The organism is Microbacterium sp. KSW4-4 (assembly GCF_023091185.1).
GTDB classification, from domain to species: Bacteria; Actinomycetota; Actinomycetes; order Actinomycetales; family Microbacteriaceae; genus Microbacterium; species Microbacterium paraoxydans.
The window spans coordinates 309,180-328,927 of the sequence record NZ_JAHWXJ010000001.1 but is presented as its reverse complement, the minus strand read 5'-3'; the positions used below and the strand labels follow the sequence as shown (position 1 = coordinate 328,927).

Below are 19,748 nucleotides of genomic sequence, written 5' to 3'. Positions count from 1 at the left end.
CGAGCGAGGAGGTCCTGTGAGCGTGACGAACACCGCCGAGCCGTCGGCCGAGCTCTCCCACGCCGCCGACCTGCTGCGCGGCAAGCGGATCGCCCTCCTCACCGGCGCCGGCATCTCGACCGACTCGGGCATCCCCGCCTACCGCGGCGAGGGGGCGCGCACCCGTAGCGATCCCATGACGATCCAGACCTACCTCGGCGACGAGGCGGCGCGGCGTCGCTACTGGGTCGGCGGGCACCTCGGGTGGCGCGCCTTCGCCCAGGCCGCCCCGAATCCCGGCCACCGAGCCCTCGCGGAGATGGAGTCCAGAGGTGTCGTCTCGGGCGTCATCACGCAGAACGTCGACGGCCTGCACCTCCGCGCGGGCAGCTCGCACGTCATCGAGGTGCACGGGACCATGCGCCGCGTGCTCTGCCTGCACTGCGGCCAGGTGTTCGACCGTCGCGACATCGCCGTGCAGATCGAGGCGCGCAATCCCTGGATCACGGTTCCGGAGAACGTGGCGCTGGCCCCGGACGGCGACGTGCTCCCGGAGAGCACCGAGGGCTTCGTGATCCCGAGCTGCACCGTGTGCGAGGGCATGCTCAAGCCCGACGTGGTGTTCTTCGGAGAGTACGTGCCGCAGGACCGCTTCCGTGCCGCGGAGTCGTTGCTGCGCTCCAGCGATGCGCTCATCGTGGCCGGCTCCTCTCTCGTCGTGAACTCCGGCGTGCGGCTCGTGAACCGTGCGCGTCGGCGTGGCATCCCCCTGATCATCGTCAATCGCGAGCCGACCCGCGCGGACGCCTGGGCGGATGTCACCATCGCCGCCGGCACCAGCGACGTGCTCCCCGCCCTGCAGGAGATGCTCTCGTGACCTATCTCACCCTCATCCGCCACGGTCAGACCGACTGGAACCTCGCCCGCCGCATCCAGGGGTCGACCGACATCCCTCTGAACGAGACGGGCCGCGAAGACGCACGGTGGGCGGCCGAGAAACTCGCCGGCACGACGCACCATGCCGTCTACACGAGCCCGCTCGTGCGGGCGAGCGAGACCGCCGGCATCATCGCCGAGCGTCTGGGCTTGGAGATCGCGGGCGTGGTCCCCGACATCCGGGAGCGGGAGTTCGGCGACGGGGAGGGCATGCTCGTCCCCGACTACATCTCGACCTACGGCGACTGGCACGCCGAGGTCCCGGGGGCGGAGTCGCTGCACGAGGTCGGCGTCCGCGCCATCGCCGCGCTGCACCGCATTGCGCGCGACGCCCGGCGGAGGTCGGCGCCGCAGGCGGAGTCGGTGCTCGTGGTGACCCACGGCGGCGTCATCCGCGCCGTCATCGACCACGTCTCCGGCGGCACGCTCCCCCGCGACGGCGAGGTGCTGCGCAACGGCTCCGCGCACCGGTTCGTCGCGGCACCCGGCTATCTCCGGCTGCTCGAGGAAACGCCCGTCCTCTGACGGGACGGTCAGCCGGCGCGGGAGACCACGGCGCGCGCGTGGCGCAGGACGGGCTCGTCCACCATGCGCCCCTGGAAGCGGAACACACCGCGTTCCTGCGCCGCAGCGGCGAGGACCTCGCGCGCCCATGCCACGGTCTCGGCGTCCGGGGCATACGCCGCCCGGATCACCGCGACCTGACTCGGATGGATGCATGCCGTCGCCCGGAACCCGGACGCCGCCGCATCCTCCGCCTCCCGCTCGAGCCCCGCGGTGTCGCCGATGTCGACGTGCACCGCGTCGATCGCCGCCTTGCCGTGCGCACCGGCCTCCAGGAGCACCCGGGAACGGGCGTAGCGCGCGATGTCACGGTAGCGACCCTCCGCGTTGCGGGACGAGGTGCCGCCGAGGGAGGCCACCAGATCCTCCGCGCCCCACATCAGTCCGGCGACCGCCGGGTGCGCGGCGATCTCGGGCGCCGCATGGATCCCGCGCGCCGTCTCGCACAGCGCGAGGAGCGAGTAGTCCGCGTCGAAGGCGTCCAGGCTCTCCGCGCTCTCCGTCTTCGCCACCATCACGGTCCGGAACGGCGAGCGAGCCAACGCCTCGAGGTCGTCCGCGAAGGCCGCGGAGTCCGGGGCGTTCACCCGCACGATGACGCGCGCGGGGTCGAGGTCCGCGGCGACGATGTTCTCGCGGGCCTCGCTCTTCGCCTCCGGCAGCACGGCGTCCTCCAGGTCGAGGATCACGGCATCCGCCCGTTCCTGGGCCTTCGCGAAGCGCTCCGGGCGGTCCGCCGGGCAGAACAGCAGGGCAGGGCCGAGGTCGAAGGTCATGCGGCGTCCTCCTCCGGCCGGCAGCGCACCAGCACCGTGCGGACGGCGATCGCGACCACGGTGCCGTCCTGATTGCGTCCGGTGTGCGCGATCTGCACGATGCCCTGGCCGGGGCGGGACGACGAGAGCCGCTTGTCGACGACGACGCTCTCGGTCGTGAGCGTGTCCCCGGCGAACAGCGGATGCGGGAAGGCGATGTCGCCGAGGCCGAGCTGCGCCACCAGCGTCCCCTGTGTCAGCTGGGCGACGGAGGAGCCCACCATCGTCGACAGCGTCCACATGGAGTTCATGAGGCGCGCGTGGAAGGGCTCCTGGGCATCGGCGAACGCGGCGTCCAGATGCAGCGCCTGGGTGTTCATCGTCAGCGTCGTGAAGAGGACGTTGTCCGCTTCCGTGGCCGTGCGACCGGGGCGGTGCACGTACCGGACGTCGGTCTCGAACTCCTCGTAGTACAGGCCGCGCTGCACGACCTCGCGCATGGTCATGCCTCCACGCTACCGGGCGAGCCCGAGCGCCCTGGCGATCACGAGGAGCTGGACCTCCGTGGTCCCCTCGCCGATCTCGAGGATCTTGGAGTCGCGGTAGTGGCGCGCCACCGGGAACTCGTTCATGAACCCGTTGCCGCCGAAGATCTGCGTCGCGTCACGGGCGTTGTCCATCGCGGCCTCGCCCGCGACGAGCTTCGCGATCGCCGCCTGCTCGGCGAACGCGCCTCCGGCGTCACGGAGGCGTGCGGCGTGGTGCCAGGCGAGCCGCGCGGTGTGCACGCGCGCCCGCATCCGTGCCAGCGTGAACTGGGCGTTCTGCCGCGTGCTGAGGGCGCTGCCGAAGATGGTGCGGCTCTTGGCGTACTCGACCGCCGCCTCCAGGCACCCCTCCGCGGCGCCGGTCGACAGAGCGGCGATCGCGATGCGGCCCTCGTCCAGGATGCTGAGGAAGTTGCGGAACCCGCTCCCCCGCTCGCCGAGGAGATTGTCCGCCGGCACCCGCGCTCCGTCGAACGTCAGCGGATGGGTGTCCGACGCGTTCCACCCCACCTTGTCGTAGGGCGGTTCGACGGTGAATCCCGGAGTTCCGTTCGGGACGATGATCGTCGAGATCTCCTTGCGCCCCTCGCTCTGGCCGGTGACCGCGGTGACCGTCACGAACCGGGTGATCGGAGTGCCCGAGTTGGTGATGAACTGCTTGGAGCCGTCGATCACCCACTCGTCGCCGTCGAGCCGCGCCGTCGTCCGCGTCGCCCCCGCATCGCTTCCCGCCTCGGGCTCGGTGAGCCCGAACCCGGCCAGGGCGCGTCCGGCGAGGAGATCCGGCAGCAGCTCGCGCTTCTGCTCCTCGGTGCCGAAGCGGAAGACGGGCATGGCTCCGAGGCTCACCCCCGCCTCCAGGGTGATCGCGATCGACTGATCGACGCGCCCCAGGGCTTCGATCGCGAGGCCCAGCGCCATGTAGTCGCCGCCCTGCCCGCCGTACTCCTCGGGGAAAGGCAGTCCGAAGAGGCCGAGCTCGCCCATCTGCCGCACGACCTCCATGGAGAGCGTGTGCGTGCGATCCGCCTCGTACGACTGCGGCGCGACGACCGTGTCCGCGAACTCGCGTACCATCGCGGCGAGCTCGCGCTCCTCCTCGGTGAGATCGTGCATCATCGGTCCTCCTCCGTCATCGTCACGCGGGCGACCGGTTGGTCGCGCCGCACCTGGTCGCCGACCGCGACCAGCAGCCGCACCACGCCGTCGTGCGGCGCGAGCACGGGGTGCTCCATCTTCATCGCCTCGATCGCGACGAGAGGCGCTCCCGCCCGGACCGCCGCCCCGTCCTCGACGTGAACGGCCACGACGCCGCCGGGCATGGGCGCGCGCGCCTCTGGTTCCGAGGCCCTGGCCTCGCGTTCCGCGGCGGCGAGGCGCCTGCGCATCCGGCCGCGGCGGTCCAGGGGACGCAGCCGGAGCGTCCGTCCTTCCTCGCTGACCCATATCGCGCCCTCGGCGTCGCGGGCCGCGTGCACCCGGTCGGAGCGCATCAGGGGCGGCGTCGCGCGCACGATCTCGTCGTCGTCGGTGAGCAGGGTGACGGGTTCGGGGGCGTGCGGCGCGGCCCCGAGACGCCATCCCGGAAGGCTCTGCCACAGCGGGCCGGCTCCCTCCCGCGCGGTGACCGCCTCGGGGCGGTTCTGCACCACGCCGGCGGCCGCCGCGAGCTGCGCCGCCGACGGAGGCATCGGTGCGAGCGGGAGCAGGGTCTCGATGAGGCCGGTGTCGAGGTCTCCCTCGCGCAGACGGCGGTCCTGGAGCAGCCGGCGCAGGAACGCGATGTTGGTCTCCACGCCGAGCACCACGGTGCGCGCGAGAGCGTCGTCCAGGCGCTGCAGCGCCGTCTCCCTGTCTTCCGCCCACGCGATGACCTTCGCGATCATCGGGTCGTAGAACCCGCTCACCACGCTCCCGGACTCGACGGCCGCATCCACCCGGACGCCCGGAGGCGCCTCGAAGAGCACCACGGTCCCCGTCGAGGGGAGGAACCCGCGTTCCGGCGACTCGGCGTACACCCGCGCCTCCACGGCATGACCGGTCGTGCGGGGCTCGAGGTCGAGCGGCTGTCCATCGGCCATGCGCAGCTGCAGCGCGACGAGGTCGAGTCCGGTGACCTCCTCGGTCACCGGATGCTCCACCTGCAGCCGGGTGTTCATCTCGATGAAGAAGACGTATTCCGGGGCGTCCGCGTCGACGAGGAACTCCACGGTGCCGGCCCCGACGTAGGCGACGCTCTCCGCTGCCCGCACCGCCGCTGCGAGCAGCCGGTCGCGGGTCGCGGACGGGATCCCGGCGGACGGCGCCTCCTCGATCACCTTCTGATGACGCCGCTGGAGCGTGCACTCGCGCTCGCCGAGCGCCACGACGGTGCCGTGGACGTCGCCGAACACCTGCACCTCGATGTGTCGCGGTCGGCGGATGAGACGCTCCAGGATGAGCGCGTCGTCGCCGAAGGCGGATGCCGCGACCCGTTGGGCGGAGCTGAGCGCGCTCGCCAGACCCGTGCTGTCGGCGACGACCTCCATGCCCTTCCCACCGCCGCCCGCGCTCGGCTTCACCAGGAGGGGGAATCCGACCGCCTCCGCCTCCTCACGGATCTCCGCGTCGGACAGCCCGCGCGCGTCGAAGCCCGGCACCACGGGCACGCCGCTGCGGCTCACGTGCTCACGGGCTCGCGCCTTGTCGCCCATGATCTGCAGAGCCTCGACGGTGGGGCCGATGAAGACGATGCCGCTCTCCGCACACGCCTGTGCGAGCCCGACGCTCTCGGAGAGGAATCCGTAGCCGGGATGGACGGCCTCCGCTCCGGAGGCACGAGCCGCCGCGATGACGGCATCGATGTCGAGGTACGACTCCGCGGCCGGTGCCGGACCGATCCGCACGGCGGCATCCGCCTCGCGGACGTGCGGCGCGTCCGCGTCCGCGTCGCTGTAGACCGCGATGCTGCGGATGCCGAGGTCGCGGAGGGTCCGGATGATCCGGCGCGCGATCTCCCCGCGGTTCGCGACGAGGACCGAGGAGAACGAGAGGGAAGGCGAGTGCGACATGGGGCTCACATCCGGAAGACGCCGAAGCGCGGCTCGGGCAGGGGGCTGCGGGCGACGACGTCCAGAGCGAGGCCCAGGAGGTCGCGGGTCTGCTCCGGGTCGACGATGCCGTCGTCCCACAGCCGCGCGGTCGCGTAGTACGGCTCGCCCTGTTCCTCGTACTGCGCCCGGATCGGCTCCTCGAACGCCGCCCGCTCCTCCGCGGTCCACGACTCGCCGCGCGCCGACAGCTGGTCGTCCTTCACGGTGGCGAGCACCGAGGCGGCCTGTGCTCCGCCCATGACCGAGATCCGACTCGCCGGCCAGGTCCACAGGAACCGCGGAGAGTACGCACGTCCGCACATCGAGTAGTTGCCCGCTCCGAAGGAGCCGCCGATGATGACGGTCAGCTTCGGGACGCGGGTGGTCGCGACGGCCGTGACCATCTTCGCCCCGTCCTTCGCGATGCCACCGGCTTCCGCGTCAGACCCGACCATGAAGCCGGTGATGTTCTGCAGGAAGAGCAGCGGGATGCCGCGCTGATCGCAGAGCTCGATGAAATGCGCACCCTTGAGCGCCGACTCGCTGAACAGGACGCCGTTGTTCGCGACGATGCCGACGGGGTGGCCGTGCAGCCGCGCGAAGCCCGTCACCAGGGTGGTGCCGTATTCGGCCTTGAACTCGTGGAAGGTGTCGCCGTCGACGAGGCGCGCGATGACCTCGCGCACGTCGTAGGAGGCGTTGACGTCCACCGGAACGACGTCATACAGGGAGCCGGCCTCCGCCTGGGCACGGCTCTCCCCGACGTCCCAGGCCGGGGCGAGCGGCGGCGGCAGCGTGGCGACGATGTCGCGGAGGATCTCCAGGGCGTGCTCGTCGTCGTCGGCCAGGTGATCCACGACGCCGCTGCGACGGGCGTGCAGCTCCCCTCCCCCGAGCTCCTCCGCCGTGACCACCTCGCCGATCGCCGCCTTCACCAGCGGCGGCCCGCCCAGGAAGATCGTGCCCTGTCCACGGACGATGACGGTCTCGTCGCTCATCGCCGGAACGTAGGCGCCTCCGGCCGTGCACGAGCCGAGGACCGCCGCGAGCTGCGGGATGCCCTGCGCGGACAGCCGCGCCTGGTTGAAGAAGATCCGTCCGAAGTGCTCCCGATCCGGGAACACCTCATCCTGGCGAGGAAGGAAGGCGCCACCCGAGTCGACGAGGTAGAGGCAGGGCAAGCGGTTCTCGAGGGCGATCTCCTGCGCCCGCAGATGCTTCTTCACGGTGAGCGGATAGTAGGTCCCGCCCTTCACGGTGGCGTCGTTGCAGACCACCATCACGTGCCGGCCGTGGACCAGGCCGATACCCGCGATGACACCGGCCCCGGGTGCCTCGCCGCCGTACAGGCCGTCGGCCGCGAGCGGCGCGACCTCGAGGAACGGACTGTCCTCATCGAGGAGGCGCGCCACCCTGTCGCGCGGCAGCAGCTTGCCGCGGGCGACGTGGCGCTCACGGGAGGCGGACGGCCCGCCCTGCGCTGCCGCGGCGAGACGGTCGCGGAGCTGCTGGGCGAGCGCTTCCTGGGTTGCCGGCATCGTGACGTCCTCCTCGACCCACGTCGCGCCGGGCGGGAACCTGGCGCGCTGCATGCATTCTCGGTTAGTGTTCACTAACCCGTTGATTCAGGTTAGCGAGGATTAACTGAGATGACAAGCCCCGCCACCGCCCGCGACCGCGCCAAAGCGGAACGCTCCGACGCGCTTCTGCACGCCGCGGCACGGCTCTTCGCCGCGCGCGGGTACAGCGGCGTGAGCCTGGAGGACATCGGCGCCGCCGTCGGCGTGTCCGGCCCCGCGGTGTACCGCCACTTCGCCGGGAAGCAGGCCCTTCTCGGCGCGGTCCTGGTCAAGGTCAGTCAGGATCTCGTCGCGGGCGGACGACGCGTGTCCGCGGAGACGACGGCAGCCGACGAGCGGATGCGCGGACTCATCCGCTTCCATGTCGAGTTCGCGCTGGGCAACGCCGAGGTGATCCAGGTGCAGGACCGCGACCTCGCCTTCCTCGACGACGACGACCGCGCCGAGGTCCGTCGCCTGCAGCGCGCCTACATCGAGCTCTGGATGGATGCGCTCGCCGCCCTCGATCGTCCGGAGCCCCTCGACCGCGACGAACTGCGGCTGCGCGTGCAGGCGTGCTTCGGTCTCATCAACTCGACCCCGCACAGCACCCGCGCCGCGACGAGAAGACACACGGCCACCGCGACCGTGCTGGTCGCGATGGCCGAGGCCGCGCTGCGCGCCGCTAGCTGAGTAGCATCGCCCGCCCCGGATCCTCGAGGATGTCCGCCACGTCCTTGAGGAACGTCGCGCCCTCGGCCCCGTCCACGAGGCGGTGGTCGAAGGACAGGCTCAGCGTCATGAGCTGACGCAGCGCGATCTCCCCGCGGTACTCCCACGGCTGCCGACGCACGGCGCCGACCGCGAGGATGCCGGACTGCCCCGGCGGGAGGATCGGCGTTCCGGCGTCCACCCCGAACACCCCGATGTTCGACAGTGAGAACGTACCTCCGGCGAGTTCGGCCGGCGAGGTCTTCCCCGCACGCGCGGTCTCCGCGAGCGCACGGATCGCTGCGGACAGCTCCACCAGATTCATCCGCTCCGCGTCCCGGATCATCGGCACGATGAGACCACGGTCGGTCGCGGCGGCGATGCCCAGGTCGACGAAGCCGTACTCGACGATCTCCCCGGACTCCTCATCCCACCGCGCGTTCAGGCCCGGAGCACGGCGCAGGGCGAGGCAGACCGCCTTCGCGACGACGGCGAGCGGGCCGATCCGGTGCTCCGCGAGCGCTCGGTCCTCGCGGAGGCGTGCCAGCATCTCCATGGTCGCGGTCACATCGACCGTGTGGAACACCGTGACGTGCGGGGCGGTGAAGGCGCTCTGCACCATCGCCGCCGCCGTGTGCTTGCGGACCCCGCGGATCGGGATGCGCGTCTCCCGCGGCCTCCCCTCCGCGCGCGGGAGGATTCCGGATGCCGCGGTGGTCTCGCGCTCAGACGTCCCCGCGGGCCGTGACGGCTCCGCTCCGACGCGCTCGGCGTAGGCATCCACATCCGCTCTCGTGATCACACGGTCCCCGACGGCGGCGGCGACGAGGACGAGGTCGACGCCCTGTCGTTTGGCGTAGGCGCGCACCGGAGGGGTGGACCGTGGTCGCTCCAGAACGGGCTCGACCGCGACCGATGGCGTCGCATCGTGCGGTGCCGCCTCGAGAACGGCCGTGTCGGCCACCGAGGCCCCGTCGGCAGCAGCGCCTCGGCGTCGCGCCCGGCGCGCGGGGCGCCCGCTCGAGGTCGGGGCGGCGCCGTAGCCCACGAGATTGGGCTGCGCCTTCTCCGCGGCAGCCTCCTGCTCGCCACCGGACGGCGCCGCCGGAGGGTCGTCGCCCTCGATGTCGAAGGCGATCAGCGGCGCTCCCACGGCGACGGTCTCTCCCGCGTCCGCGTGGAGGGTCGAGACCGTGCCCTCGTATGGCGACGGCAGCTCGACGACCGCTTTGGCGGTCTCGACCTCCGCGAGGGTCTGGTTCAGCGCGACGCTGTCGCCGGGCGCGACGAGCCATTGCACGACCTCGGCCTCGGTGAGGCCTTCGCCGAGGTCCGGAAGACGGAATTCGGCGATCATGCGTCAGCTCCCGTCAGGCTGTGCGGGCGATCCATCACGCGGTCGACCGCATCGAGGATCCGGTCGAGGTCCGGAAGGTGGTACTTCTCGAGCTTGGCCGGCGGGTACGGCACGTCGTGGCCGGTGACCCGCAGCGGGGCGGACTCCAGGTACTCGAAGCAGCGTTCGGTCACGCTCGCGATGACCTCCGCGGCGAGTCCGGCTTCCCGGGAGGCCTCATGCGCCACGACCACACGCCCGGTCTTCCGCACCGAGGCGGCGACGGAGTCGTAGTCCACCGGCGAGAGCGACCGCAGATCGATCACTTCCAGGGCGATGCCCTCGTCTTCCGCGGCCTCCGCCGCCTGCAGGGCGGTGCTCACCATGGCCCCGTACGTGAGGACGGTGACGTCGGTGCCCGGGCGTACCACCCGCGCGAGTCCCATCGGCGGCGCGTCCGCGAGCGGGGCTTCGAGGTCGACCTCGCCCTTGTGGTGATAGAGCCGCTTGGGCTCGAAGAACACGACGGGGTCGTCCGACGCGATCGCCTGCCGGAGGCTCCGATAGGCATCCTCCGGATTCGAGACGGCGACGACCCGCAGGCCGGCGGTGTGCGCGAAGTACGCCTCCGGAGACTCGGAGTGATGCTCCGCGGCACCGATGCCACCGGCCCAGGGGATCCGAATGGTGATCGGCATCTTCACACGCCCCTGGGTGCGGTAGTGCAGCTTCGCGACCTGGGAGACGATCTGGTCGAAGGCCGGGTAGACGAACCCGTCGAACTGGATCTCGACGACCGGGCGGTAGCCGCGGAACGCGAGGCCGACGGCCGTGCCGACGATCCCGGACTCCGCGAGAGGCGTGTCGATGACCCTGGCTGCCCCGAACTCGTCGAGGAGGCCGTCCGTGATCCGGAAGACGCCGCCGAGCTTGCCGATGTCCTCCCCCAGGAGCACGACCTTCTCGTCGTCGCGCATCGCCTGGCGGAGACCGGCGCCGAGCGCCTTGCCGAGAGTGAGCTCCGTCATGGTCACGCCTCGCCCTCGAACGACGCGAGATGGGCGGCGTACTCGTCGCGCTGCCGCTCCAGCCCCGTGTGCGGCTCGGCGTAGACGCCGTCGAAGACCGCCAGGGGCGGACGGGTGACCATGCCGAGGCAGGTCGCCCGCATCTCCTTGGCGACGGCGTCCGCAGCCGCCTGCGTCTCGGCGACGTGCTCCGCGGTGAGGTCGCCGGTGGCGCGGAGGTACGCCTCGAGGCGCGCGATGGGGTCGCGGCGCCGCCACGACTCCAGCTCGGCCTCGTCCCGGTACCGGGTGGGGTCGTCCGCAGTGGTGTGCGGACCCATCCGGTACGTCACCGCTTCGATGTACGCCGGCCCCTTTCCGGAACGCGCGTGCTCCAGCGCCCAGCGCATCGCGGCCAGGCAGGCGAGGACGTCGTTGCCGTCCACGCGCAGGCTCGGGATCCCGAACCCGGGGGCACGCCCCGCGATCGGAAACTGCGACTGCACCGTGACCGGCTCGGAGATGGCCCAGTGGTTGTTCTGACAGACGAACACGACCGGCGCCTGGTACGACGCGGCGAAGATCATCGCCTCGTTGACGTCGCCCTGACTGGTCGCCCCGTCCCCGAAGTAGGTCACGGCGACCTCCGGCGCGTTCTCGTGCCGGATGCCGAGGGCGTAGCCGACCGCGTGCAGGGTCTGGGCGCCGATGATGATCTGCAGCGGAGCGACCCGCAGGGCCGCGGGATCGTAGGCCGCCCCCTCCTCGCCGCGCCACATGCGCACGTAGTCGCCGGGCTCGGCGCCCCGGGCGTAGATCACGCCGGTCTCGCGGTAGCTCGGGAAGACGTAGTCCTGCGGATCGAGGGCCCGGGCGGTGCCGATCTGTGTGGCCTCCTGTCCCTGGCAGGGTGCCCAGAGCCCGAGCTGACCCTGGCGCTGCAGTGCGACGCCCTCAGCGTCGATGCGGCGGAGGATGACCATGTCGCGATGGAGGGCGCGCAGCTGCGCGGCGTCGACATCGGCGACGAACGGGTCGAGGCGGGCGTTCGCGACGCGCGTCCCGTCCGGAGCGAGGATCCGCTCCGAGAGCTCCAGATCCTGGGCGGTGTCCGCGATGGGGGTGGTCTGCGGCGACATCATCGTCCTCCTCGTCCCTGGCGGCCCTCGTGGGGCGACGCACAATGGAGCCGGCGTCATCACCGGCATGGTCTGAGGGTACGTCCGGTCAACACCTCGCTCAAGCAACCGAATGCCGATTGAGCATGTTGCTCATTTTTCTCCAATAACGTGCTGCTAAGGTTTGGCACTATGCCTGGACTGGACCGGATCGACCTGGAGCTTCTCGCCGCGCTCGCCGACGACCCGCGCGTGACGATCGTCGCTCTCGCCGAACGCATGAGCCTGTCGCGCAACACCATCCAGGCGCGGATGGCCCGGCTGGAGCAGAGCGGCGTCTTCCTCTCCTACGAGCGCGCCTTCTCCCCCGACGTCCTCGGGTTCCCGCTGCAGGCGTTCGTCAGCATCGGCGTCCGCCAGACCGAGCTCCCCCGCATCATCAACGAGCTGGCGCGCATCCCGGAGGTCGTCCAGGCGCACGGTCTGAGCGGCTCCATCGACCTGCTGGCGCGCGTGGCGTGCCGCGACGCCCGTCATCTGTTCGACACGGACGCCCGGATCCTCTCCATCGAGGGTGTGGAGCGGACCGAGACCTCGCTCGCCATGGGTGAGGTGATCCCGTTCCGGGTGGCCGGGCTCATCGGCCTCGCGCGACGGGAATCCTGAGGAACCGACGGATCGCCCCGGCTGCTTCCGCCGGGGTCTCGTAGTGGATCAGGTGACCCACCTGGGCGATCTCGACGAGAGACGCGTCGGGGAAGAGCGTCACCAGCTTCCGTTCCGCCTCGATCGGGGTGATGTCGTCGCGCTGTGCGGCGATCAAGAGTGTGGGGACGTCGATCGCGGGGGCGAACTCCCTGACGTCGTGCGAGACGCTCGCGACGAAGGCGTCGTGCAGCACGTCGCGATCGGAGAATCGCGAGAAGTAGGTGTCGTGCTGGTCGTGGATGAAGCGGCGCAGCTCCGGATCCCGCGTCTTCGCCATGGTCATGCTCATCACGCGGACGATCACCCGGTTCCGCAGGAGCGCGGTCCCGATACGCGACGGGAGCTTGGCGCCGAGCGCGTAGTAGAGCACCGCCAGCCGGGTCATGATCCCCTTCGGCCCCTCGAGCGCCGGTGCGCCGATGGGGTTCACGAGGATCAGCCGCGGCGTCTCCAGTCCTCCGGCCACGGCGGCCGCGCTCACGATCGAGCCGAAGGAATGGCCGAGGATGACGGCACCCGGCGCCGTGGCCGCGGCGAATTCGGTCAACCACCCCGCGTACTCCTGCAGGTCGTGGCGCCGACCGGGCAGCGGCGCGGACTCCCCGAACCCGGGCAGATCGGGCGCGAGCACGCGGAGCTCCGGAAGGAAGGCGAGGACCGACTCGAGGCCGTGGTGCTCGCCTCGGAAGCCGTGAACCGCGATGACGGTCGTCTCGGCGTCCTCCGGACCGTAGACCCAGTACGCCGTCGTTCCGCCGCGCACCTCCACCTCTTGGCGCTGCACCGGAATCCGGCTCAATCGCTCCGCATACGGAGAAGGCACACTCATGGTCCGAGTCTACGAGGACTCGGTACTCCCGCCTTCCCAGCGGATACCCCCGGGGCGTCCCCACCGTCTTGTCAGTGGAGTGGGTTAGTGTCCAAGAAGCCCCGGCCGCCCGGACGAGGCCCAGCAAGGAGTGTCGGTGCAGTTCACGTCTACGGACATCGAGCAGGTGGAGTCCACCTGGCAGCAGTTCGTGCCCTCGGCGACCCTCCAGGACGTGGACCCCCGCCGGTTCCGCTTCGACTGGCGCTCGGTGGAGGCGGCGTCCATGTCGCTCGTCCGCTATCAGCTCGCGGCCCAGGTGCACTCCCGCGCCGAGCCGGAGGATCAGCTATTGGTGTGTCGGGTCGATGCCGCCGATGCCCGGATCTGGTCGGGCAGGCAAGGGCTCGACGCGGGTCAGCCATGGCTCACGGACGGCGTCCGGGTCGAGGCGAAGTGGAACCAGGTCGCCCGCGTCCGTGCTCTCGTGTTCGATCGCGCGGCGGCCCGCGACTCGATCAGGCAGATCACCGGCGACGACCGCCTCGAGCTCCGCGCCACCGGGCTCGCTCCGCACACACGCGAGGACGGAGCGCGGTGGGAGCGGATGTTCTCCTACATCGACGGTTCGTTCGGAGCGGACGGGACCGACCCGCTCATCGCCGCCGAACTCGAGCGCCACGCCCTCCTGCTGACGATGTCGGCGTTCCCCACCACCTTCAGCGAGTCGCTGCACCGTCCGGCCCAACGCTCCGCGGCACCCGCCTCGGTGCGCCGCGCCCTCGCCTTCATCGAGGACAACGCACACCTGCCCATCACGGTGGACGACGTCGCGGCGGCGGCCTACATGTCCACCCGGGGTCTGCAATATGCCTTCCGCCGCGCGCTCGACATGACCCCGAACGAGGCCCTGCGGCGCGCCCGGCTCGACGGCGCGCATCGGGATCTGCGACACGGCAAGGGCACGTCGGTGTCCGCGATCGCGCGCCGGTGGGGCTTCAGCAACGTCTCCCGGTTCGCCGTAGCGTACCGCGAGGCGTACGGGAATCCTCCCGTCCTGACCGCACTGTGACGGCCGACTGACACCGCGCGCATACTCTGTTCGCACCACACGGCGCGTCGCCCTGATGCGCACGATGTCGTGCGCAAATTGGCTAGAGTCCAAGTATCCCCGGGAGCGGTCTGCCGTCTTCCCCCAACGTTCCCAAGGAGCGCCATGAACATTCCCGCAGCCCCCGCCGCGAAGGTCGGCTGACGATGGGCAGCCTGTACTACGGCGACACCCAGACGCCGATCCAGATCGAAGACCGGGCGCTCGCGCACCTCAAGGTCGTCATCGCCACGAAGCTGCGGCGGAACGAGAGCTTCACGCTCTCCTGGCGTCACCCGGAGGGCGACGCTCCCGGCCGGTCCACGCTGTGGCTGCACCCGTCGATCCCGCTCCGGTTCGTCTTCGACGAGGCCGAGACGCCCGAGCTGAGCCGTCGCTGGATCGAGGAACTCGCGCACTCGGCGAACTCGAGCGGGGGCATCACCCTCGTCGAGGAACATCTCGAAGGCGCTGACGTCGTCTGACGAGAAGGGCCGCGGGTTCTCCCGCGGCCCTTCTCCATTCCGTCTGCGTCCGTTCAGAGCCCGTCGTCGGAACTCGAGCTGACGGACCGTCGGGTCGTGGGCTCCCCGGTCGCCGGGTCGACGTACGTCCGCGACACCGTCTCCGTTCGGCGCCGGCGGGCGAGCAGCACGATGCCGATCAGGAAGATGATCACGCCGGCACCCATGAGGATGTAGCCGACGATGTCCAGGTCGACCCACGGCACGTCGACGTTGATCGCGAACACGAGGATCGCTCCGATGACGAAGAGCGCGATTCCGCTGCCGATGCTCATAGTCTCTCCCGTTTCCGCGGCGCGTTGCCGCTCTCGGGGAGCCTGTCAGCTCTCCGCGGCCCCGAGGAGGGGCTTGACACGGCCGCCCTCAGAGCTTTCGGCACATGCTCACGCGGCACCGGACTTCGGCTGACGAGCCCAGCGATCCGGGCCGAAGACCTCGTACTCGATGCGCTCCGGCGCGATGCCGCGTGCCATCAGGGTGCCTCGAATCGCCTGCATGAACGGCAGCGGCCCGCACAGGAACACCCGCGCCGTCTGCGGGAGTTCGATGTCGGCCAGGTCCATCCGGCCGGAGCGCACCGCCGGGCCCTCCGCTTCACTCGCCGAGTACCAGGTCAGGGTGCGGACGTCGCTCAATCGCTGCGAACGGTCGCGCACGTCGGCGACGAGAGCATGGGTCTCCGCCTCCCGGTCCACGTGGAACAGGTGCACCGGCCGCTCGGGACGCCGCTGCGCGAGATCGTCCACGATCGCCGCCACCGGCGTGATGCCGATTCCGGCCGAGATCAGGACCAGCGCGTCGTCAGAATCGTCGAGGAGCAGATCCCCGGAGGGCTGGGAGACGTCGAGCACCGTCCCCACGTGGGCGTTCTCGTGCAGCCAGCTGGAGACCTGACCGTCCGGTACGCCCTCCGAGCCACGCACGCGCTTCACTGTGACGCGCAGCGCCGCACTGCCGGTCGCGGAAGAGATCGTGTATTGGCGGGGCTGACGGGTGCCGTCCGGGAGGTCGACCGCCACGGCAACGTACTGCCCGGTGCGATGGGGCAATCGGTGACCATCGACCGGCTCCAGCACGAGGGAGATCACGTCGCGTGCCTCCTCCACCCGTTCCACGACGCGGTGCGGCCGCCACGGGTGGTCCGGATCCGTGCCCGCCTCCGCATAGAGGCGGGCCTCCTCCGCGATGAGAGAGCAGCCGAAGAGCCAGTACACCTCATCCCAGGCTGCGCGCACATCCGGCGTGACCGCCTCGCCGAGGACATCGTCGACAGCAGCCAGGAGGTAGCGGCCGACGATCGTGTACTGCCGGGCCGACACCCCCAGCGAGACGTGGCGGTGGGCGATACGCCGCATCACCGGGGAGAAGTCCGGCGCGTCGGGATCGATGAGGTGAACGGCGAACGCCACGACGGACGCCGCCAGCGCCTTGGGTTGATCGCCCTGGACCTGATGCGCGCGGTTGAAGACGTTCAACAGCTCAGGATGCGCCTCGAACATCCGCCGGTAGAACAGGGTGGTGATCTCGTCGGCGTGGTCGGCGACGACGCCGGCGGTGGCGCGGACGATGACTTCGGAGTCCGTGGAGAGCTGCATGGCTGCCTTTCGGTCGGTGTCCGTTCAGCCTCTCGACGACGGGCGCACCACGTCGCCGCGGATACCGTGGAAAACAGGACTCCGACCCGCTTCACCTCGCGTAGCCGTAGGACTCGACCCGCGGGAACGCGAGCCCATCGCCGGCGCCCGTCCACACGCCGGTGAAGCGCAGCACGACATCGTCTCCGGCGTCGAGCGGCCCGTTCCACGTGACGGTGTTCTCCGCCGCGGAAGGGCGGCCGGAGGTCGCTTCCAGCGTCGACGCCGCCCAGGTCGAGTCGTCGAGGAGGCCGTCCAGGCGGAACGTGAGCGCGCTCTTCGTGGAGTCCACCTCGCCGTTGTTGAGGAACTGCATGGTGTACGTCACGGTGTCCCCCACCCGGGGGTCGGTCGGACTCATGTTGAAGGTGTACTGGAAGAAGAGACAGGCGGATCCGACGCGCTGCGCGAGCACACCCGTGCTCAACGGCTTCGACGCGGCCGGGTCCGCAGGTGTCGCCTCCGCGTGAGCGGCGGGAGCGAGCGCCGCTCCACCGAGCGAAAGAGCGGCTGCGACGCCGAGGGCGGCAGAGGCACGGGCAATGAGCGTCTTGTTCATGAGAGATGCCTTTCTCCGACGCGCTGCGGCGTCGGCGTGGTCGTCGAGGGAGAGTCCTCGACGACCACTAGACGCCGAACGGCACGATCGATCACGCGACGACGAAGAAGTCGTCGCGTGATCGATCTGCCTGGCCTCTCCTAGTCCTCAGTCACCGGTGCGCGAACCCGCCATCCGATGGCGGACGCCGAGCGCAGTCAGTCCCGCAAGCAGCAGCAGCGCTCCCAGGGCGAGCGGGCCGGCGGGCCCCTCGGATCCGGTCAGGGCGAGCTCACCACCCGGAGGGGGCGGAGGAGTGACGGCGGTTCCATTGGTAAGGACCACCCCGACCGTCGCGTCTTCGGAGATCGTGAGCGTCGCGCCGCCGTCGCCGACGTCGACTCCTGCGCCGGTGAAGCGCGGGCTCTTCCACGTGACGCCCTCCACGGCGTTCGGCGCCTTCTCGTGAAGCGTGACGACCGTACCCACCGGCAGATCCGCGAGTCCCTCGCTCTCGCCGGCACGGATCGCGAGTTCACCGGCGACGCGCTGCCCCGCGAGCTCGTACGAGTACTCCACGGTGAAGGTCTGGTGTTCGGGAACGAGGGAGGCTCCGGCACCCGTGACCTTCTTGGTCACCGTGAAGCCCCCGACCGGCGGCGGCGTGACCGTCGTCGGGTTGGTGAGCGTCACCGCGACCGTCGTGCCCCGTGCGATGGTGACGGTAGCGCCGCCATCGATGATCGCCACATCGGCGCCGGAGAAGACCGGCGCCTGCCAGGTCATGCCGTCGACGTCCGCGGGCGTGATCTCCGACAGGGTGACGACCGTTCCCGCCGGCAGATCGTCCAGGCCATCGGTCTGCCCGGACCGCAAGGCGAGCTCGCCCTCCACCGCCTGTCCTGCGCGCTGATACGAGTAGGCCACCCGGAACTCGCGGTCGTCGGGCACCAGAGCCGCGCCGGAACCACTGACCTCCTTGGTCACGGTGAACCCGCCGACCGGGAGCACCCCTTCGCCATCGCCCCCGCCCTGGGAGTAGATGACCGGTGTGCTCTCGGTGACCCAGCGGGAGCCGGTCACGGTGTTGTGGAACGCATCACCGGGACGGACGTCGGCGGGCAGAGCCGTCCTGTAGCGGAGCACGTAGATCGCGTCGGCGACGATCGGCGCGTTCACCGTCACCGTGAACGACTCGGAGCTGACCTCCGTGACGGTGAAATCGCTGCCCGACTGCAGCCCCGTCGACACGGTGTACTTGCCACCCGCCCAGTCCTTCGCGAGCACGTACGCCACGGTGACGGACGCGGGATCGAGCACGAGACCGGCCGTGAACGTGTCGGTGAGCGTCGGGGCCTCCCCGGCCAGCGCGGAGGACGGGATGTTCACACCCCAGGCGATGTTCCGACCGTCGAGCGTCACGTCGCCCCACTTGGTCGGGGTCGTCGGCGCCGGTAACTCCGGGACCGGCCCGATCCCGCCGGGAACGTCGACCGGGACGACGGTTCCGCCGCCCGTCGTGAACGGGATCTCGGTCAGCGCGGTCTCCTCGTCTGCCCTGGCACGGAAGTGCAGGGTGCCGCTGACGTCGGTGTGGCTGTCCACGTAGTCCGTGAGCGTGCACACGAGCTCACCGGTCGACACCTCGCAGTTTCCGACGGTCTGGCCGTCCGGCGCCGTCAGGGCGAAGGAATCGCGCACCCCGGTCAGGCTCGGGCTCGTCGGAAAGGCGAGGCGGAACGTGTCCCCCGCCGTCGCCGTGTCCGGCACTGCCCAGGTCGCTTCGAACGCGATCCGGTCCCAGACCTTGATCTGGTCGGTGGGTTCGGTGATGGTCAGCGAGGTGATCCCCGCGACCTCCGCAGCGCGGGCCGTAGCCGGCGTCGCGATGACGGCCGCCAGGGCCGCCAGACAGATCGCGAGCAGACCACCCACGAACGTCGTCAGGCGCGTTCCCCGCGCGCCCGATCTGATTGCATGCTGAATGACTGGCACTTTCGACTCCCCAGATGATCGATGAACTCGCGCGGATGGCTTCTTCCGCGCGAGTGATGTCCCCAGGAAGGGATGCAGAACGGCGCGTTCTGTTACGCGGTTCGGCCGAACGGGTTTCTCGCGGCACGTGCAATATGCCGTGATCCTGCGGAAAACGGCGTCATGAAACGGTCACCTCGTCATCTCTCCTGTGACGGATCGCTTCCCCTTCCGACGCGTCCGTCCGTCTGTAGAGGCATTCGCCGTCTACCTGGTGCCGGGGGCATCGTTGTCTCTCCCCGCTCCCGGCACCTCCTTTCGCAGCGCATCGATGCTCCACCGGTAGCGCTTCAGCCCCGCGAGCAGGATCGCGGCGGCCGTGAAGACGAATACCGGGTATCGGAACGGCGCAAGCGGCCCGAGGAAGACGAGCATCGTCACGCCGAACGTCACCGTGAGCAGCGCGGCGACTCCCGCCGCGAGCCGGGTCCACAGCCCGACTGCCAGCAGCAGAGCGAGGACGGTCTCCAGAGCCGTCGCCAGCACGGCCGCCGTGTCCACCACCAGGTCGACGGGGACAGGGACGAGCTGGGCCGTGTACGCACGGAAGATCGTCCACGATCCCCACGACACGCCGTCTTCCCCCGGGCCACCGAGGACCCCGAAGCGATCGGCGACCGCGAGGGCGAAACTCGCCGCGATCGCGAGACGCAACGCGAGCTGCCCCCCGTCCTCGATCCGACGTCGCGTCTCCGCGTTCGGCACACTCATGGTCGACATGGCTCCTGCTCCGGTCCGGAGGCTGACGGGCGTCGAGACCTCCAGAGGAGAGACGGGAGAATGTGGCGACGATTACGGCAGGGCGCGCATCACGCGGCGGCTGGTCGC

General features: G+C 70.5%; 20 protein-coding genes and 1 pseudogene. 6 read left to right on the top strand and 15 right to left on the bottom strand.

Annotated features, from left to right (window positions below; genetic code table 11):
* The first annotated feature begins 16 nt into the window (after positions 1-16).
* Together KZC57_RS01635 and KZC57_RS01630 are read left to right on the top strand one after the other, a co-directional pair.
* Positions 17-856, top strand: a complete 840-nt coding sequence (locus KZC57_RS01635; protein WP_247640905.1) for a Sir2 family NAD-dependent protein deacetylase — start codon at positions 17-19, stop codon at positions 854-856.
* Positions 853-1,440: a histidine phosphatase family protein gene (locus KZC57_RS01630; protein ID WP_060922608.1), complete on the top strand. Its 588-nt coding sequence runs from the start codon at positions 853-855 to the stop codon at positions 1,438-1,440. Before KZC57_RS01635 ends, KZC57_RS01630 begins: the two co-directional genes overlap by 4 nt.
* Before the next feature lie 8 nt (positions 1,441-1,448).
* On the opposite strand, the gene KZC57_RS01625 is transcribed toward KZC57_RS01630, so the two are convergent.
* From KZC57_RS01625 to KZC57_RS01605, 5 genes are read right to left on the bottom strand one after another with little or no spacing between them, the layout of a single operon-like run.
* A complete protein-coding gene (locus KZC57_RS01625) occupies positions 1,449-2,255 on the bottom strand; it encodes a CoA ester lyase (RefSeq protein ID WP_105949816.1) in 807 nt (268 codons plus the stop codon).
* A complete protein-coding gene (locus KZC57_RS01620) occupies positions 2,252-2,734 on the bottom strand; it encodes a MaoC family dehydratase (RefSeq protein ID WP_374206607.1) in 483 nt (160 codons plus the stop codon). The genes KZC57_RS01625 and KZC57_RS01620 overlap by 4 nt, the downstream gene beginning before the upstream one ends.
* Positions 2,735-2,749: 15 nt before the next feature.
* On the bottom strand, positions 2,750-3,898 hold the full coding sequence (locus KZC57_RS01615) for an acyl-CoA dehydrogenase family protein (RefSeq protein WP_281732358.1): 1,149 nt from the start codon (positions 3,896-3,898) through the stop codon (positions 2,750-2,752).
* Positions 3,898-5,832: a biotin carboxylase N-terminal domain-containing protein gene (locus KZC57_RS01610; protein ID WP_247640902.1), complete on the bottom strand. Its 1,935-nt coding sequence runs from the start codon at positions 5,830-5,832 to the stop codon at positions 3,898-3,900. Before KZC57_RS01610 ends, KZC57_RS01615 begins: the two co-directional genes overlap by 1 nt.
* A 5-nt stretch (positions 5,833-5,837) precedes the next feature.
* Positions 5,838-7,391: a carboxyl transferase domain-containing protein gene (locus KZC57_RS01605; protein WP_247641599.1), complete on the bottom strand. Its 1,554-nt coding sequence runs from the start codon at positions 7,389-7,391 to the stop codon at positions 5,838-5,840.
* 111 nt (positions 7,392-7,502) lie between these two features.
* Between KZC57_RS01605 and KZC57_RS01600 the strand changes: the two genes are divergently transcribed.
* A complete protein-coding gene (locus tag KZC57_RS01600; RefSeq protein ID WP_060921987.1) occupies positions 7,503-8,105 on the top strand; it encodes a TetR/AcrR family transcriptional regulator in 603 nt (200 codons plus the stop codon).
* Here the strand turns inward: KZC57_RS01600 and KZC57_RS01595 are convergent.
* The 3 genes from KZC57_RS01595 to pdhA are packed head-to-tail and all read right to left on the bottom strand — an operon-like array spanning position 8,098 to position 11,605.
* Positions 8,098-9,480 carry a dihydrolipoamide acetyltransferase family protein gene (locus KZC57_RS01595; RefSeq protein WP_247640901.1) on the bottom strand — a complete coding sequence of 461 codons (1,383 nt, stop codon included), beginning with the start codon at positions 9,478-9,480 and terminating at the stop codon, positions 8,098-8,100. The two genes, KZC57_RS01600 and KZC57_RS01595, sit on opposite strands and share 8 nt — an antisense overlap.
* Complete coding sequence (locus KZC57_RS01590) at positions 9,477-10,487, bottom strand: alpha-ketoacid dehydrogenase subunit beta (RefSeq protein WP_105949812.1); 1,011 nt, start codon at positions 10,485-10,487, stop codon at positions 9,477-9,479. Before KZC57_RS01590 ends, KZC57_RS01595 begins: the two co-directional genes overlap by 4 nt.
* A 2-nt stretch (positions 10,488-10,489) precedes the next feature.
* Positions 10,490-11,605, bottom strand: a complete 1,116-nt coding sequence (gene pdhA / locus KZC57_RS01585; RefSeq protein WP_247641598.1) for a pyruvate dehydrogenase (acetyl-transferring) E1 component subunit alpha — start codon at positions 11,603-11,605, stop codon at positions 10,490-10,492.
* A 171-nt stretch (positions 11,606-11,776) separates the two neighbouring features.
* On the opposite strand from pdhA, the gene KZC57_RS01580 reads away from it, so the two are divergent.
* Positions 11,777-12,250 (top strand): Lrp/AsnC family transcriptional regulator, encoded by a 474-nt coding sequence (locus KZC57_RS01580; RefSeq protein WP_025103414.1) that lies wholly within the window; start codon positions 11,777-11,779, stop codon positions 12,248-12,250.
* Here KZC57_RS01580 and KZC57_RS01575 read toward each other — a convergent pair.
* Entirely contained in the window at positions 12,222-13,121 is a 900-nt protein-coding gene (locus KZC57_RS01575; protein ID WP_247640900.1) for an alpha/beta fold hydrolase, read from the bottom strand. The genes KZC57_RS01580 and KZC57_RS01575 overlap by 29 nt on opposite strands.
* A 136-nt stretch (positions 13,122-13,257) precedes the next feature.
* On the opposite strand from KZC57_RS01575, the gene KZC57_RS16500 reads away from it, so the two are divergent.
* On the top strand, positions 13,258-14,172 hold the full coding sequence (locus tag KZC57_RS16500; protein ID WP_060922010.1) for an AraC family transcriptional regulator: 915 nt from the start codon (positions 13,258-13,260) through the stop codon (positions 14,170-14,172).
* Positions 14,173-14,357: 185 nt separating this feature from the next.
* Positions 14,358-14,675, top strand: coding sequence for a hypothetical protein (locus KZC57_RS01565; protein WP_060921991.1), 318 nt, complete (start codon positions 14,358-14,360; stop codon positions 14,673-14,675).
* Between the two features lie 53 nt (positions 14,676-14,728).
* Here the strand turns inward: KZC57_RS01565 and KZC57_RS01560 are convergent, their stop codons facing one another.
* From KZC57_RS01560 to KZC57_RS01540, 6 genes and pseudogenes are all read right to left on the bottom strand, one after another.
* Positions 14,729-14,989 (bottom strand): DUF6458 family protein, encoded by a 261-nt coding sequence (locus KZC57_RS01560; protein ID WP_060921992.1) that lies wholly within the window; start codon positions 14,987-14,989, stop codon positions 14,729-14,731.
* Between the two features lie 108 nt (positions 14,990-15,097).
* Entirely contained in the window at positions 15,098-15,820 is a 723-nt protein-coding gene (locus KZC57_RS16560) for an FAD-binding oxidoreductase (protein WP_374206606.1), read from the bottom strand.
* 114 nt (positions 15,821-15,934) lie between these two features.
* A pseudogene (locus tag KZC57_RS16555) lies at positions 15,935-16,312 on the bottom strand (globin domain-containing protein); the annotation flags it as partial.
* Positions 16,313-16,400: 88 nt separating this feature from the next.
* Positions 16,401-16,907, bottom strand: coding sequence for a hypothetical protein (locus KZC57_RS01550; protein WP_247640898.1), 507 nt, complete (start codon positions 16,905-16,907; stop codon positions 16,401-16,403).
* Positions 16,908-17,054: 147 nt separating this feature from the next.
* Entirely contained in the window at positions 17,055-18,821 is a 1,767-nt protein-coding gene (locus KZC57_RS01545; protein WP_247640897.1) for a DUF5979 domain-containing protein, read from the bottom strand.
* Between the two features lie 306 nt (positions 18,822-19,127).
* Positions 19,128-19,640 (bottom strand): DoxX family membrane protein, encoded by a 513-nt coding sequence (locus KZC57_RS01540; RefSeq protein WP_247640896.1) that lies wholly within the window; start codon positions 19,638-19,640, stop codon positions 19,128-19,130.
* Between the last annotated feature and the right edge of the window lie 108 nt (positions 19,641-19,748).

Excerpts from the sequence above, each read along its gene's own strand:
- KZC57_RS01540 (WP_247640896.1), bottom strand. The coding sequence starts at position 19,640 with ATGTCGACCATGAGTGTGCCGAACGCGGAGACGCGACGTCGGATCGAG.
- pdhA (WP_247641598.1), bottom strand. The coding sequence starts at position 11,605 with ATGTCGCCGCAGACCACCCCCATCGCGGACACCGCCCAGGATCTGGAG.
- KZC57_RS01625 (WP_105949816.1), bottom strand. The coding sequence starts at position 2,255 with ATGACCTTCGACCTCGGCCCTGCCCTGCTGTTCTGCCCGGCGGACCGC.
- KZC57_RS01590 (WP_105949812.1), bottom strand. The coding sequence starts at position 10,487 with ATGACGGAGCTCACTCTCGGCAAGGCGCTCGGCGCCGGTCTCCGCCAG.
- KZC57_RS01615 (WP_281732358.1), bottom strand. The coding sequence starts at position 3,898 with ATGCACGATCTCACCGAGGAGGAGCGCGAGCTCGCCGCGATGGTACGC.
- KZC57_RS01575 (WP_247640900.1), bottom strand. The coding sequence starts at position 13,121 with ATGAGTGTGCCTTCTCCGTATGCGGAGCGATTGAGCCGGATTCCGGTG.
- KZC57_RS01620 (WP_374206607.1), bottom strand. The coding sequence starts at position 2,734 with ATGCGCGAGGTCGTGCAGCGCGGCCTGTACTACGAGGAGTTCGAGACC.
- KZC57_RS01610 (WP_247640902.1), bottom strand. The coding sequence starts at position 5,832 with ATGTCGCACTCGCCTTCCCTCTCGTTCTCCTCGGTCCTCGTCGCGAAC.
- KZC57_RS01595 (WP_247640901.1), bottom strand. The coding sequence starts at position 9,480 with ATGATCGCCGAATTCCGTCTTCCGGACCTCGGCGAAGGCCTCACCGAG.
- KZC57_RS01580 (WP_025103414.1), top strand. The coding sequence starts at position 11,777 with ATGCCTGGACTGGACCGGATCGACCTGGAGCTTCTCGCCGCGCTCGCC.
- KZC57_RS01600 (WP_060921987.1), top strand. The coding sequence starts at position 7,503 with ATGACAAGCCCCGCCACCGCCCGCGACCGCGCCAAAGCGGAACGCTCC.
- KZC57_RS01565 (WP_060921991.1), top strand. The coding sequence starts at position 14,358 with ATGGGCAGCCTGTACTACGGCGACACCCAGACGCCGATCCAGATCGAA.
- KZC57_RS01605 (WP_247641599.1), bottom strand. The coding sequence starts at position 7,391 with ATGCCGGCAACCCAGGAAGCGCTCGCCCAGCAGCTCCGCGACCGTCTC.
- KZC57_RS01550 (WP_247640898.1), bottom strand. The coding sequence starts at position 16,907 with ATGAACAAGACGCTCATTGCCCGTGCCTCTGCCGCCCTCGGCGTCGCA.
- KZC57_RS01560 (WP_060921992.1), bottom strand. The coding sequence starts at position 14,989 with ATGAGCATCGGCAGCGGAATCGCGCTCTTCGTCATCGGAGCGATCCTC.